Origin of the sequence: Bradyrhizobium sp. F1.13.3, assembly GCF_040548265.1 — a bacterium.
In the GTDB taxonomy this organism is placed as follows: domain Bacteria; phylum Pseudomonadota; class Alphaproteobacteria; order Rhizobiales; family Xanthobacteraceae; genus Bradyrhizobium.
The window spans coordinates 111,257-124,955 of the sequence record NZ_JBEPRI010000007.1; the positions used below are offsets into that span (position 1 = coordinate 111,257).

A 13,699-nucleotide genomic window follows, 5' to 3' on the forward strand; every position below is an offset into this window, starting at 1 on the left:
GCAGATCCACCGCCCGTTTCGCTCTCCTCTCCGCTCAAGACGCCGCTCGTGTGCGCCCCTCGATCAGCGGCGCAGCTTCGCCATGAAGCGCGTAACACTCGTAGCCGCAGTAGGGCAGCAGCGTCTTCGCATCGCGCAGATAGCCGCCGCTGATCTCCTCGCAGCACCAGAGGCAGAACGTTTTGCGGAAAGGGGTCCTGCCGTTCACCAATATGAACCTCATGTGGCACCTCCGAGCGCAAAGCAGTAGACTGTGTCGACGAGAGAGGCGGACGGCGGCGGCGCGCAAAGATGGTTGCGGCCGTCGGGATTATCCCTGTTTCGCTCGACCTTCTGAGGCGGAATGAGGATGTATTTCCCGTCTTCCCGGCGCAGCGCGTAGATGCTCCCCTCGACTCGCCGTATCTCGGTCGGGTAGCAGTCGGCGTTGTTGCAGCAAGTCAGCACCGGATTGTCCGGCATGTGCCAACTCGAATAGAACTGCTCGTGCAGCAGCAGATCCCGAGGCGGATGACGACGATGTGCGCCATCCTGTCCGGCCTCGTCCGCCTCCGCTCCCGTCATCAACGAAAGCGGCAGCGTGATCGCCAAGAGGAGCTTGCAACTACGGTTCAACGCGCAGCCTCCCGATACAGAATTGCCGAACGCAGCGGATCCGGTGACTGGTGCTTACGCCGCCTGGGACCGAAACAGCCATCGGCGATCGCGTTCGCGGCGCGCCCTGAAGCGATCGAGACATTTCCGGGAGCAAAGCGGCGCTCGCCAGGAATAATACCGGATCAGGCCGAACTTCCCGCTGCAGACGGCGCAGCTTTTTGCGGCGGAAGGGCGCTCGGAGTGTTCGGGCTTATCGCACATGACCTCTCCTCCTGGCCTCTGATGGGCGCCTCTGGCGGTCGAGGATCCCCACGGGCGCTGATGCACAATCATCACGTTCGTCGACGAAATGCGGCTTCTCAATCGTGACCAGCCACATCATCGGCAAGCTGGCCTCTTGAGTGCACGACGCCGCGCTACTCGACTGTTCATGCGTCGCGATCGACACCACTGGATTGCCGGTGAGACTAGTCCCCATGTGACGGGCCGCTCAATTGTACGGAGGTAAATGCAGCGTATGACTAGGATTGCGCGACCTATACATAGGTTTGTCCGGTGATTTACCGGAGTTTCGTCCGCTCGCAACGAGACGGCGCAACGCTGGCAAGCTGCACGGAGCCCGCGAACTTTCGATGCGGAATCCTGCTTTGATCAGGGAATTGCCCCTGCTGTCGCAAAGTGCTCTACTCGCCCCTGCCCCACGCGGGCCGGGACGCTTGCGATGATGCCTGGCCAGATCGCAAAACTAGGGAATTCGGCCGCGCAATTCCTGCTCGGCGGCCTTGCGGCGCTTCGATCTCTCGGCAATGCGGCGAAAGACGAGCCCGCGACTGGAGAAGGCTGGCGGCAGGACAATGCCGACCTGCGCGACGCCGTGAAGCAATGGCGACAAGTGTTCGAGCACAATCCGGTCATGTATTTCATGGTCGATCCGGCCGGAACGGTGCTCAACGTGAATACATTTGGCGCCGCGCAACTGGGCTACACGGCGGCCGAGTTGACCGGCCAATCTGTGCTGAACGTCTTTTTCGAAGAGGACCGCGATTTCGTTCGTCGCTGTGTCGGGCTGTGCCTGGAAACCGTGGACCAGTCGCACACCTGGGAGATTCGCAAGATCCGGAAGGACGGCTCGGTTCTCTGGGTCCGTGAGAACGCCAAGGCCATGCGGCGCGGCGACGGCACGCCGATCGTGCTGGTCGCCTGCGAAAACATCACCCAACGCAAGGAGGCGGAGGATGCGCTGCGGCAGAGCGAGGCCTACCTTGCCCAAGCGCAGGAGTTGAGCCGCACCGGCAGCTTCGGCCTGAGCCTGGCAACCCGCGAGGCCGTCTGGTCCAGGGAGACTTTTCGCATCTTCCAGCGTGACCCGCAGGTCAAACCGACGCTCGATTTTGTTTTCCAGCGCATCCATCCGGAAGATCGCAATGCGGTCAGCAAGACCCTTGATCGGGCCTTCCGTGACGTCGGCGATTTCGACCATGAATATCGCCTGCTGATGCCCGATGGATCGATCAAATATCTCCATTCCGTGGCACGCGCGGTGAGACATGGATCCGGCCACATCGAGTTTGTCGGAGCGGTCACTGACGTCACTACGGCAAAGGAAACCGAACAGCGACTGCGTCGCAGCGAAGCCTATCTGACCGAAGCCCAGCGCCTCAGCCACACGAGCAGCTGGGCCTGGGACGTGCGCCGTCAGGAATTCGCTTACCGATCGGCCGAACTCTATCGCCTGTTCGGATTTAACCCGGACCAGATTGATCTGTCGGCGCAGGCTTTCCAACAACGGATCCTCGCCGAAGACTTTAAGCGGATCGTCGACGTGGAACGTCAGGCAATCCGGCAAAAGCAGCCTTTCGAAGTTGATTTTCGGATTGTGCGTCCGGACGGTTCGGTACGACACGTCCATACGGAGGGGCATCCCGTCGTCGGCGGCGACGGCGATGTGACGGAGATCATCGGCACCCACGTCGATGTCACTGAGCAGTTTGCCGCAAGACAAGCGCTGCAAAAAGCCTTTGACGAGCTCAAGCTGTCCGAGCAGCGATTTCGCGACTATGCCGAAACCGCCTCGGACTGGTTTTGGGAGAGCGGGCCGGACCACCGTATCACACGGATTTCGGAACATGCCGACACGGCCGGTCCCGTGCCCACGGGCGTGATCGGCCTCGCCCGTTGGGACATTCCGCCCGACGCCGAGCTCGAGCCAGAGAAGTGGGAGCGGCATCGCGCCACGCTCGATGCCCACCTTCCGTTTCGCGACCTGGTCTACCGAAGCAAGGATCGCAACGGATCTCCGATCTACGTGCGCACCAGCGGCAAGCCCTTGCACGACGCGAACGGCAACTTTCTCGGCTATCGTGGCGTCAGCAGCGACGTGACGGCGGCCATCCGCGCCGAGCAGGCCGAGGAAGCACTGCGCAAGGCGCAAGCCGAGCTTGCTCACGTTACGCGCGTCACGATGCTCGGCGAACTTACGGCCTCGATCGCCCACGAGATCAATCAGCCCTTGGCCGCCGTGATCTCCAATGCGGATGCCTGCATCGGATGGCTCGATCGCGAACCGGCCGACCTGAATGCCGCGCGCCGTTCCGTGGAATGGATCGTCGAGGACGCCAATCGCGCCAGCGAGGTGATCCGCCGGATCAGAGCGCTTGCGAAAAAGACCGAGATCGAGATGGCTCCGGTCGACATGAACCAGCTCGTCAGGGAGACCGTGGCGCTCGTCCGGCGCGAGCTTGCCACCCATGCCGTGTCGGTGCGAATGGAGCTGGCGTCCGCTCTGCCCAGAGTCTGCGGCGACCGGATCCAGCTCCAGCAGGTGCTGATCAACCTGGTCATGAACGGGATTGAAGCCATGCACGCCAATGCGGAACGCCCGCGCGAGCTTGCGATCCGCTCCAGCCAGGTGAGCGAGCACGGCGAAGGTCGCATGCTCTTGACCGTGACAGATCGCGGGGTCGGCCTTGGCAACAGCGCGACGGAGCGCATCTTCACACCGTTCTTCACGACAAAGCCGAGCGGGCTGGGGATGGGACTGTCGATCTGCCGATCGATCATCGAGGCTCATGCGGGCCGGCTCTCGGCCCTCCCCAATGACGGAAGCGGAGCAACATTCCAGATTGCCCTGCCGTTGCCGATCGAGGACACGTCGTGACCGACATTCCCAAGGCGGCGACGGTGCAGACGAGTTCCGACGATCCGATCGTCTTGATCGTCGACGACGATCCATCGATGCGCCGTGCGCTCACCAACCTCTTTCAATCCGTCGGTCTCAAGGTCGAGGCTTTCGGCTCCGCGGCGGAGATCATGGAAGCCAAGCCACCAGCGGTCCCCAGCTGCCTTGTGCTCGACATCCGCCTGCCGGGCTCAAGCGGCTTTGACCTGCAGTCGGACCTAGCGAAGGCGAACATTCACACGCCCATTATCTTCATCACCGGTCATGGTGATATTCCGATGACCGTCAGGGCCATGAAGAGCGGCGCGATCGATTTTCTGACCAAGCCGGTGCGCGACCAGGACATGCTGGATGCGGTCCGGGCCGCGATCGAACGGGATCGCAAGCGACGCAATGCAGAGGAGTCGGTCGCGGGAGTGCGGTCCCGCTTCGAGGTTTTGAGCGCGCGCCAGCGCGACATCCTCACTCTGGTGGCATCCGGCCTGATGAACAAGCAGGTCGCTGCCGAGCTTGGATTGGCCGAGATTACCGTCAAGATCTATCGTGGGCAGATCATGCGGAAAATGGGCGCCAAGTCGTTGGCCGATCTCGTCAGAATGGTGGAGGCGCTCGGAATCTCACGCCCGGGCGGAAAGGTGCAAACCTAAGTATGCTTTTCAAGCTCGCTCCAAGGGCTCACTTTCGCCAAGTGCGGCACCGTGATCGGCGGCTCCCCGATCAGGAGCGATCATCTTGTCAATCCCGTTGGCCATTTCCGTCATTGACGATGATCGATCGGTCCGCGTTGCGACCAATAATCTGCTGACGTCGCGGGGATACACGGTCAACATCTTTCGCTCCGCTGACGAATTTCTTCAATCGGCCGAACTGAAGACGACGTCCTGCGTGATCGCGGATGTGCAGATGTCGTTGATGGGCGGCCTTGAGCTCTTGACGCACATGCGCAGCCTTGGTCACCACACGCCCTTCATCTTCATGACGGCTTTTCCCGACGATGCCGTGCGCGACCGCGCGCTGAAAGCGGGCGCTATCTGCTTTCTCGCGAAGCCGTTCTCCACGCCCGCTCTGCTTGAATGTCTGCGGATGGCCCTGTCCGGCTCCGATCAAACCGAGACATGATACGCCGGCGCCGAGCCCTGCGACACGGCGCTCAATCCACCTTGATGTTCGCCGCCTTGATCATCGGCCACCACTTCGCGATCTCAGCCTTCTGGCGGGTGCCGAGGGCCTCGGGCGTGAGCTGATCCTGGGGTGTCATCTCCAGCCCCTGGCTTTCCAGCTGCTTCTTCACGCCGGGATCGTTCAGTGCTTCCACGGCCGCGGCATTGAGTTTGGCGACGATCGCCTTCGGCGTGCCCTTCGGCACCCACATGCCGGACCAGAGCGTCATGTTGAACCCCTTCAGGCCCGCCTCCTCCGCCGTTGGGATGTCGGGCGCCGACGCGAGGCGCTTGTCATCGGTGATGGCGTAGGCGCGAATGGTGCCGGCGCGGACCTGGTTGATGGAGTTCGAGGTCTGGTCGACGATGACGTCGATCTGGCCGGCGATGAGATCGTTCAGCGCGGGCGCGGTGCCGCGATACGGTACGTATTGCAGCTTGAGGCCGCTGACGCTCTCGAAATAGACCCCGGCGATGTGGCTACCCGAGCCCGCGCCCGCGGTGCCCGCGGTCGGCGGCGACGGCCGCGATTTCAGCCAATCCAGCAGCTCCTTCAGCGAGGTCGCGGGCACCGCGTTCTTGCTGACGACGATCATCGGATTGCTCGGCAGCAGCACCACCGGCTCCAGGTCCGCGACCAGGTCGTAATTGAGCTTGTAGACGGCGCCGTTGGCGACGTGGGTGCCGAGATGGCCGAACGAGATCGTGTAGCCGTCGGGGGCCGAATGCAGGGCACGGCCGACGCCGATCGAGCCGCCCGCGCCAGTGACGTTCTCGATCACCAGCGGCTGGCCGAGCGCCGTGCGCATCCGCTCAGCGAGCACACGCGCCATCGCATCCGACGGCCCGCCGGCGGCAAAGGGCACGATGATGGTGATCGGACGCGAGGGATAGTCGTCGGCGCGCGCGGCGCCCGCAACAGTGAGAATAGCAAACAGCGCAGCCCAGGCGGCTTTCATTGTCTTCTCCCCAGCAATGTCATTGTTGTTTTTGTCTCTTCCCGCGTACGGGAAGAGGGATCGTTCGTGAAGAGGCGAATTGACGCGCTAGAACTGCGAATAGTCGATCGGCTTGTGGCGATCGAGCGTGCGGTCGACCTTCGGCAACGGGTATTTCAGGCCGGTGGCGCAGTTGAACAGCATGACGCGATCGGACTTGCTGACGCGGCCGTCGGCGAGGCTGTCCTTGTAGGCAGCGTAGGTTGCAGCGCCTTCGGGGCAAAGTAGCAGCCCCTCCTCGCGCGCGACCTCGTTCAGCGCGGCAGAGATCTTGTCATCGTCGACCGCAATGGCAAAGCCCTTGCTCTCGCGCACCGCGCGCAGGATGAGGAAGTCGCCGATCGCCTGCGGCACGCGGATGCCTGACGCGATGGTGTGGGCGTCCTCCCAGCGTGTCGCATGCTCGGTACCGGCTTCGTACGCACGCACCATCGGCGCGCAGCCCGAGGCCTGCACCGCGACCATGCGCGGGCGCTTGCTGCCGATGAAGCCGATCTTCTCGAGCTCGTCGAAGGCCTTCCACATCCCGATCAGGCCGGTGCCGCCGCCGGTCGGATAGAAGATCACGTCGGGTACGTCCCAGCCGAGCTGCTCGGCGAGTTCGAGGCCCATCGTCTTCTTGCCTTCGATGCGGTACGGCTCCTTCAAGGTCGAGGTGTCGAACCAGCCGACTTTCGCCTTGCCCTCGCCGACGATCTTGCCGCAATCGTCGATATAGCCGTTGACGCGGTAGACGGTCGCGCCCTGCAGCTCGATCTCGCTGACGTTCACCTCCGGCGTATCGGCCGGGCAGAAGATCGTGGTCTTGATGCCGCAGGAAGTCGCGCAGGCCGCGAGCGCCGCGCCGGCATTGCCGTTGGTCGGCATCGCCATGTGCTTGATGCCGAGCGCCTTGCCCATCGACACCGCCATCACGAGGCCACGCGCCTTGAACGAGCCGGTCGGCAGCCGCCCCTCGTCCTTAACGATGATCTCGCCGCCGCCGAGTTTGGCACCAAGCTTCGGCAGGCGGATCAGCGGCGTCGTGACCTCGCCGAGCGAGACGATGTCCTTGCATTTGCGCACGGGAAGCAGCTCGCGGTAACGCCACATGTCGGCGGGGCGTTGGGCGAGCGCATCCTTGGTCAGCACCTTCTTCACGCCCGCGAGGTCGTAGCGGACCAAAAGGGGCTTGCCGGCCTTGGAGAGGTTGTGGACCTGATCGGCCGCGTAGTGATCGCCCTCCATCGCGCATTCGAGATGGGTGACGAAGGTCGGGCGTTCGATGGTGAGGTTGTCGTTGTCGTGCATGGGGTGGTTTCCTTCTTGTTTTACAGGTCTACTGCTCGTCATGGCGAGCGTAGCGAAGCAATCCAGACTGCCGCTGCGGAAAGACTCTTGATTGCTTCGCTGCGCTCGCAATGACGGCGGCGATCAAATGTTCAGCACCCGTCCATACGCATCCAGCACGGCTTCCTTCATCATCTCCGACAGGGTCGGATGCGGGAACACGGTGTGCATCAGCTCTTCTTCCGTTGTCTCCAGATTCATGGCGACGACGTAGCCCTGGATCAGCTCGGTCACCTCAGCGCCCACCATGTGGGCGCCGAGCAGCTGGCCGGTCTTCTTGTCGAAGATCACCTTGACCATGCCCTGGTCCTCGCCGAGCGCGATCGCCTTGCCGTTGCCGACGAAGGGGAAGCGGCCGACGCGGATCTCGCGGCCGCTCTCCTTGGCCTTGGCTTCGGTCAGACCGACCGATGCGACCTGCGGGTTGCAATAGGTGCAGCCGGGGATCATCAGCTTGTCCATAGGGTGCGGATGCAGACCCTTGATGGCCTCGACGCAGATCACGCCCTCATGCTCGGCCTTGTGGGCCAGCATCGGGGGACCCGCGACGTCGCCGATGGCGTAGATGCCGGGAATGTTGGTCTTGCCGTAGCCGTCGATCACGATGCAGCCGCGGTCGGTTTTGACGCCGAGCTTTTCGAGACCGAGATTCTCGATGTTGCCGACGACGCCAACCGCCGAGATCACGCGCTCGAACTCGGCGGTCTGCTTCGCCTTGCCGTCGTCGAGCGTCGCGACCACGCTATCGCTCTTCTTCTCGAGCTTCGTCACGCCCGTGTTGGTGAGGATCTTGATGCCCTGCTTCTCGAGGCGCTTGCGGGCAAGACCGGCAATCTCGGCGTCCTCGACCGGCAGTATCTGCGGCAGCACCTCGACCACCGTGACATCGGAGCCCATCGTCTTGAAGAAAGATGCGAACTCGATCCCGATCGCGCCCGAGCCCATCACCAGCAGCGATTTCGGCATCCGCTCCGGGACCATCGCTTCGAAGTAGGTCCAGATCAGCTTCTTGTCGGGTTCGAGGCCCGGCAGCACCCGCGGTCGCGCGCCAGTCGCGACGATGATGTGCTTGGCCTGATAAGCGCCCTCGCCGAGCGCACCCTTGGGCCCTTCGACGTCGGACTTCTTCACCGTGACCTTGCCAGGCGCGTCGATCGAGGCTGCGCCCCAGATCACGCTGACCTTGTTCTTCTTCATCAGGAAGCCGACGCCGTCATTCAGCCGCTTGGAAACGCCGCGCGAGCGCTGCACCACCGCCTTCGGATCGAACGAGACGTTGTCCGCCGACAGGCCGTAGTCCTTGGCGTGCTGCATGTAGTGGTAGATCTCGGCGGAGCGCAGCAGCGCCTTGGTCGGGATGCAGCCCCAGTTCAGGCAGATGCCGCCGAGATAGGATTTCTCGACGATCGCCACCTTGAAGCCGAGCTGGGCGGCCCGGATCGCGGTGACATAGCCGCCGGGACCGGAGCCGATGATGATGATGTCGAAGGATGTATCGGCCATGGCGGCTCCCGTTCAACTCAAGAGGCGCCGCGGGCGCGGCGCTTGATCAGAAAAGACCTCACCAGCCATTCGAGCGTCGTCACCAAAGCCATCACGGCCAAGGCAATCAGCACGATCGGCTGGGCGATGTTCCGTGCCAATTGTTCGCCGGCAAAGAACGCGGAGTAAAGAAAATCGAGCCCAATCGGGTTGAGCGCGACGACTGTTCCAAGCAGCAGCGACATCCATGGCCAGCGGGTACGGACATGCAACGTTGCCCCCTCTACCCCGGGTCACACCATCATCATGACGGGGTTTTCGATCAGCTGCTTGAAGGCACCGATCAGCTCGGCGCCGAGCGCGCCGTCGATGGCGCGGTGATCGCAGGACAGGGTCACGCTCATCATGTTCGCGATCTCGATCTTGCCGCCGCGGACCACAGGCCGCTCCTCGCTGGTGCCGACCGCGAGGATGGTCGCATGCGGCGGATTGATCACGGCGGTGAAGTGGCTGATGCCGAACATGCCGAGGTTCGAGACGGCCGTCGTGCCGCCCTGGTACTCTTCGGGCTTCAGCTTGCGCGAGCGGGCGCGTGTCGCAAAATCCTTCATCTCGTTGGAGATGGTCGACAGCGTCTTGGTCTCGGCCTTGCGGATAATCGGCGTGATCAGGCCGCCGGGCATCGCCACCGCGACGCCGACGTCGGAATGGTGGTGCTTGACCATGCCGGATTCGGTCCAGCTCACATTGCAATTCGGGATCTTCTGCAGCGCCACCGCCATCGCCTTGATGACGAAGTCGTTGACCGAGATCTTGTAGAGCGGCTTCTTCTCCTTGTCCTTGGGAGCAGCCGCATTGATCTCCTCGCGCGCGGCAAGCAGCTTGCCGATGTCGCAGTCGATGGTGAGGTAGAAGTGCGGGACGTTCTGGATCGACGCGGTTAAACGTTGGGCAATGGTGCGGCGCATGCCGTCATGCGGGACGACCTCGTAGGAGCCCGGCTCGAACAGCGACAGGATCTGCTTGTCCGACATGGTCGGCGCGGTCGAGGGCGCGCCTGACGGCGCCGCCGCGGGTGCCTTCAGGCCCTTGCCAGACTTGGCCTGCTCGACGTCGCGAGCGACCACGCGGCCATGCGGGCCAGTGCCTGTCACCATTGACACATCAAGGCCGGATTCCTTGGCGAGACGTCGCGCGAGCGGCGATGAGAACACGCGGCCGGCATGGCCGTTGCTTTGCGCAGCCGGTGCTGCGGCCTGCGGCGCTGGTGCGGCGGCGGGCGCCGGCGCGGCCTTGGGTGCAGCAGGCGCGGGAGCCGGTGCAGCCGCGGGAGCTTCAGCAGCTTTCGGAGGCGCGGCCGAAGCGCTGGGCTTGGCGGCACCTGCCGCTTTCACGTCCTCGCCCTCGCCGGCCAGCACCGCGATCACGTCGTTGACCGGGACATCCTGCGTGCCCTCGGGCACGAGGATCCTGGCGATCGTGCCCTCGTCGATCGCCTCGACCTCCATGGTCGCCTTGTCGGTCTCGATCTCGGCGATGACGTCGCCGGATTTGACCTTGTCGCCTTCCTTCTTCAGCCACTTGGCGAGGTTGCCCTTCTCCATCGTCGGCGAAAGAGCGGGCATCAGGATGTTGATGGGCATGCTGACCTCACGAAGAACTTCTCAAAACGTCGGCCCCGGGAGCGAGGACGAACAGACCAGGTTTAGTTGCCGATGTCGCCCTGCCACAGGCGCTCATTGGCAGGATTGGAACGCCAGTTCTTCATCATGGTGATGGAGCGGTCGTCCGCAAGATCGATCCAGGGGATGCCGAACTTGTCGAGGATGTCCTTGGAGCCCGGGAAGGTGACGGATTCCCCGATGACCACCAGTTGGACCTTGAACAGAGCGAGCGCGCCGGCGCACATCGAGCACGGCGACAGCGTGGTGTACATGACGGTGTCGTGGAACGAGATCACGCCGGCCTCGCGCAGGCAGCTCATCTCGCCGTGCAGGATGACGTTCTTTTCCTGCACGCGGTTGTTGTGGCCGCGGGCGATCACTTTGTTCTCGCGGGTCAGCACGGCGCCGATCGGCAGGCCGCCTTGCGCGATCGAGGCTTCCGCCTCGCGGATCGCCTCCAGCATGAAATCGAAATGATAGGATTCGATCGCCACGGTCAGTGCCCCTTCCCGCGCGGCGTCGTGGTGCCGGTGTCGGTGGGACGCTCGATCTGGGCCTGGAACATCTCGATGATCCGGTTCAGCGCGTCCTCCTCGGTGTATTCGCTCTCGCGCGCATAGGCACGCGCGGCGTGACGGGCGAGATCGACGAGCAGCAGCCCCCACATGTCGGGCTCGTCGAAGGCCCGCTGGAACGCCATCGACAGCCCGCCGTCCAGCACGAACACGCGCAGGATCTCGACCGCGTCATCGCGGACGAGGACGTCGGGTGGCAATGGCTGCTCTTTCGGACCCGCCATGCTCTACCTGTAGCAGACGGCTTTGGCGGCCTCGACCACTTCGGCAGCCGAAGGCAGCGCGAGCTTTTCCAGGTTCGCGGCATAAGGCATCGGCACGTCCTTGCCGGAGACGCGGGCGACCGGCGCATCCAGATAATCGAAGGCATGCTCCATGATCCGCGCGGCGATTTCGGCGCCGACACCGCTCTGGGCCCAGCCCTCTTCCACCGTGACGGCACGTCCCGTCTTCTTGACGGAATTGACGATGGTCTCGGTATCCATCGGACGCAGCGTGCGCAGGTCGATCACTTCGGCCTCGATGCCATCCTTGGCGAGTTCGTCGGCGGCCTTCAGCGCGTAGCTCATGCCGTTCGACCACGAGATGATCGTGACATGGCTGCCGGAACGCACGATGCGCGCCTTGCCGATCGGAATCACGAAATCGTCGAGCTTCGGCACCTCGCCAGTGTGGCCGTAGAGCATTTCGTTCTCGAGGAAGATCACCGGATTGGGATCGCGGATCGCAGCCTTGAGCAGGCCTTTGTAATCAGCGGCCGAGAACGGCGCGACGACCTTGAGGCCCGGGACGTTCGAATACCAGGACGAATAATCCTGGCTGTGCTGGGCGGCCACGCGGGAAGCGGCGCCGTTGGGCCCGCGGAACACGATCGAGCAGCCCATCTGGCCGCCGGACATATAAAGCGTCTTGGCCGCGGAGTTGATGATCTGGTCGATTGCCTGCATGGCAAAGTTGAAGGTCATGAACTCCACGATCGGCTTCAATCCGCTCATCGCGGCGCCGACCCCGATGCCGGCAAAGCCGTGCTCGGTAATCGGTGTGTCGATGACGCGCTTGGCGCCGAATTCCTGAAGCAGCCCCTGCGTCACCTTGTAGGCGCCTTGGTATTCGGCGACCTCTTCGCCCATCACGAAGACGTCTGCGTCGCGGCGCATCTCTTCGGCCATGGCATCGCGCAGGGCTTCGCGGATGGTCTGCGTCACCATCTCGGTGCCGGCGGGCACTTCCGGGTCGGGCTCTGCGACGGCCTTCGGTGCGGGCGCAGCTTTGGGAGCTGGAGCCTCGGTCTTCGCGGCGGCAGGGGCTGCGGACTCGGCGGCCTTCTGCTGCTGGGCAGGCGCCGGTGCCTTGGCGAGATCGGCGGCACTCTCGCCATCGGCGAGAATCGTCGCGATCGGCGTGTTCACGGCAACGTCGGCGGTGCCCTCGGGGATCAGGATCTTGCCGAGCGTACCTTCATCGGTCGCCTCGACCTCCATGGTCGCCTTGTCGGTCTCGATCTCGGCGATGACATCGCCGGACTTGATCGTCTCACCCTCTTTTTTCAGCCATTTGGAGAGGTTGCCCTTCTCCATCGTGGGCGACAACGCGGGCATCAGCACTTGAATTGGCATATCGACTCCAAGAGAAAGCTTGCGCGCGTTCAGCGGTAAATATCAGTCCAGAGCTCGGCGGCGTCCGGCTCGGAATCATGCTGGGCGAAATCGGCGGATGCGTTGACGATGTCGCGCACCTCGGCGTCGATCGCCTTCAGATCCTGCTCGCTGACCTTGGCGGCCAACAGGCGGTTGCGCACCTGCTCGATCGGATCCTGGTCGTGGCGGACTTTTTCGACCTCCTCGCGCGTTCTGTACTTTGCGGGATCGGACATCGAGTGGCCGCGATAACGATAGGTCTGCATCTCCAGGATGAAGGGTCCCTTGCCGGCGCGGCACCACGCCGCCGCCTCGTCGCCGGCAGCCTTGACGGCGCGAACGTCCATGCCGTCGACCTGCTGGCCGGGAATGTTGAAGGAGGCGCCGCGCTTGGAGAAATCCTGCTGCGCCGAGGCGCGCGAGACCGAAGTGCCCATGGCGTAGCGGTTGTTCTCGATGACGTAGATCACCGGCAGCTTCCAGAGCTCCGCCATGTTGAAGCTCTCATAGACCTGGCCCTGGTTGGCCGCGCCGTCGCCGAAATAGGTAACGCTGACATTGTCGTTGTCGCGATAGTGATTGGCGAAAGCGAGCCCGGTGCCGAGCGAGACCTGGGCGCCGACGATGCCGTGGCCACCGTAAAAGTGCTTCTCCTTGCTGAACATGTGCATGGAGCCGCCCTTGCCCTTGGAATAGCCGCCACGACGACCCGTGAGCTCGGCCATGACGCCGTTGGCCTCCATGCCGGTGGCGAGCATATGGCCGTGATCGCGATAGCCGGTGATGACCTGATCGCCCGGCTTCAGGGCCATCTGCATCCCGACCACCACGGCCTCCTGGCCGATATAAAGGTGACAGAAGCCGCCGATCGCGCCCATGCCGTAGAGCTGGCCGGCCTTTTCCTCGAACCGCCGGATCAGGAGCATGTCGCGGAGCGCCTTGAGCTCCTGCTCTCTGGTGAATTCCGGGGGCGAACCGCCGTCGGTCTTGTCTTGTGCAGTGCTTGCGGCGGCTTTCTTGGGTGCGGCCATGGGAATTCCGGGTCAGAGAAAACTTCAGCCCTCTCTAACCCAAGTCAA

Annotated in this window: 14 protein-coding genes; 3 read left to right on the top strand and 11 right to left on the bottom strand. The window is 63.3% G+C overall.

The window, feature by feature from the left end; translation table 11 throughout:
* Window positions 1-34: 34 nt before the first annotated feature.
* Window positions 35-223: a hypothetical protein gene (locus ABIB66_RS20215; RefSeq protein ID WP_007590634.1), complete on the bottom strand. Its 189-nt coding sequence runs from the start codon at window positions 221-223 to the stop codon at window positions 35-37.
* Window positions 220-591: a hypothetical protein gene (locus ABIB66_RS20220; protein ID WP_275171219.1), complete on the bottom strand. Its 372-nt coding sequence runs from the start codon at window positions 589-591 to the stop codon at window positions 220-222. The genes ABIB66_RS20215 and ABIB66_RS20220 overlap by 4 nt, the downstream gene beginning before the upstream one ends.
* Window positions 592-1,318: 727 nt before the next feature.
* On the opposite strand from ABIB66_RS20220, the gene ABIB66_RS20225 reads away from it, so the two are divergent.
* From ABIB66_RS20225 to ABIB66_RS20235, 3 genes are all read left to right on the top strand, one after another.
* Window positions 1,319-3,754 (top strand): PAS domain S-box protein, encoded by a 2,436-nt coding sequence (locus ABIB66_RS20225; RefSeq protein ID WP_354209812.1) that lies wholly within the window; start codon window positions 1,319-1,321, stop codon window positions 3,752-3,754.
* Window positions 3,751-4,422 carry a response regulator transcription factor gene (locus tag ABIB66_RS20230; protein ID WP_354209813.1) on the top strand — a complete coding sequence of 224 codons (672 nt, stop codon included), beginning with the start codon at window positions 3,751-3,753 and terminating at the stop codon, window positions 4,420-4,422. The genes ABIB66_RS20225 and ABIB66_RS20230 overlap by 4 nt, the downstream gene beginning before the upstream one ends.
* A gap of 85 nt (window positions 4,423-4,507) precedes the next feature.
* Entirely contained in the window at window positions 4,508-4,894 is a 387-nt protein-coding gene (locus ABIB66_RS20235) for a response regulator transcription factor (protein WP_354209814.1), read from the top strand.
* A gap of 31 nt (window positions 4,895-4,925) precedes the next feature.
* Here ABIB66_RS20235 and ABIB66_RS20240 read toward each other — a convergent pair whose 3' ends face one another.
* From ABIB66_RS20240 to pdhA, 9 genes are all read right to left on the bottom strand, one after another.
* Window positions 4,926-5,894 carry a tripartite tricarboxylate transporter substrate binding protein BugD gene (locus ABIB66_RS20240; RefSeq protein ID WP_354209815.1) on the bottom strand — a complete coding sequence of 323 codons (969 nt, stop codon included), beginning with the start codon at window positions 5,892-5,894 and terminating at the stop codon, window positions 4,926-4,928.
* Between the two features lie 87 nt (window positions 5,895-5,981).
* Window positions 5,982-7,223, bottom strand: a complete 1,242-nt coding sequence (locus tag ABIB66_RS20245; protein WP_354255354.1) for a threonine synthase — start codon at window positions 7,221-7,223, stop codon at window positions 5,982-5,984.
* Window positions 7,224-7,346: 123 nt separating this feature from the next.
* Window positions 7,347-8,765, bottom strand: a complete 1,419-nt coding sequence (gene lpdA, locus ABIB66_RS20250; protein ID WP_354209817.1) for a dihydrolipoyl dehydrogenase — start codon at window positions 8,763-8,765, stop codon at window positions 7,347-7,349.
* Between the two features lie 17 nt (window positions 8,766-8,782).
* A complete protein-coding gene (locus ABIB66_RS20255) occupies window positions 8,783-8,989 on the bottom strand; it encodes a hypothetical protein (RefSeq protein WP_275171225.1) in 207 nt (68 codons plus the stop codon).
* Window positions 8,990-9,037: 48 nt separating this feature from the next.
* Complete coding sequence (locus ABIB66_RS20260; protein WP_354209818.1) at window positions 9,038-10,387, bottom strand: pyruvate dehydrogenase complex dihydrolipoamide acetyltransferase; 1,350 nt, start codon at window positions 10,385-10,387, stop codon at window positions 9,038-9,040.
* Window positions 10,388-10,449: 62 nt separating this feature from the next.
* Window positions 10,450-10,902, bottom strand: a complete 453-nt coding sequence (locus ABIB66_RS20265) for a nucleoside deaminase (protein WP_275171227.1) — start codon at window positions 10,900-10,902, stop codon at window positions 10,450-10,452.
* Window positions 10,903-10,904: 2 nt separating this feature from the next.
* Entirely contained in the window at window positions 10,905-11,207 is a 303-nt protein-coding gene (locus ABIB66_RS20270) for a DUF5076 domain-containing protein (RefSeq protein WP_354255358.1), read from the bottom strand.
* A gap of 3 nt (window positions 11,208-11,210) precedes the next feature.
* Entirely contained in the window at window positions 11,211-12,599 is a 1,389-nt protein-coding gene (locus ABIB66_RS20275; protein ID WP_354209819.1) for a pyruvate dehydrogenase complex E1 component subunit beta, read from the bottom strand.
* A gap of 29 nt (window positions 12,600-12,628) precedes the next feature.
* Complete coding sequence (gene pdhA, locus ABIB66_RS20280; RefSeq protein ID WP_354209820.1) at window positions 12,629-13,651, bottom strand: pyruvate dehydrogenase (acetyl-transferring) E1 component subunit alpha; 1,023 nt, start codon at window positions 13,649-13,651, stop codon at window positions 12,629-12,631.
* Between the last annotated feature and the right edge of the window lie 48 nt (window positions 13,652-13,699).

Bases quoted from the DNA above. Each gene is read 5' to 3' on its own strand.
- ABIB66_RS20215 (WP_007590634.1), bottom strand. From the start codon at position 223: ATGAGGTTCATATTGGTGAACGGCAGGACCCCTTTCCGCAAAACGTTC.
- ABIB66_RS20225 (WP_354209812.1), top strand. From the start codon at position 1,319: ATGATGCCTGGCCAGATCGCAAAACTAGGGAATTCGGCCGCGCAATTC.
- ABIB66_RS20240 (WP_354209815.1), bottom strand. From the start codon at position 5,894: ATGAAAGCCGCCTGGGCTGCGCTGTTTGCTATTCTCACTGTTGCGGGC.
- ABIB66_RS20245 (WP_354255354.1), bottom strand. From the start codon at position 7,223: ATGCACGACAACGACAACCTCACCATCGAACGCCCGACCTTCGTCACC.
- lpdA (WP_354209817.1), bottom strand. From the start codon at position 8,765: ATGGCCGATACATCCTTCGACATCATCATCATCGGCTCCGGTCCCGGC.
- ABIB66_RS20255 (WP_275171225.1), bottom strand. From the start codon at position 8,989: ATGTCGCTGCTGCTTGGAACAGTCGTCGCGCTCAACCCGATTGGGCTC.
- ABIB66_RS20260 (WP_354209818.1), bottom strand. From the start codon at position 10,387: ATGCCCATCAACATCCTGATGCCCGCTCTTTCGCCGACGATGGAGAAG.
- ABIB66_RS20270 (WP_354255358.1), bottom strand. From the start codon at position 11,207: ATGGCGGGTCCGAAAGAGCAGCCATTGCCACCCGACGTCCTCGTCCGC.
- ABIB66_RS20275 (WP_354209819.1), bottom strand. From the start codon at position 12,599: ATGCCAATTCAAGTGCTGATGCCCGCGTTGTCGCCCACGATGGAGAAG.
- pdhA (WP_354209820.1), bottom strand. From the start codon at position 13,651: ATGGCCGCACCCAAGAAAGCCGCCGCAAGCACTGCACAAGACAAGACC.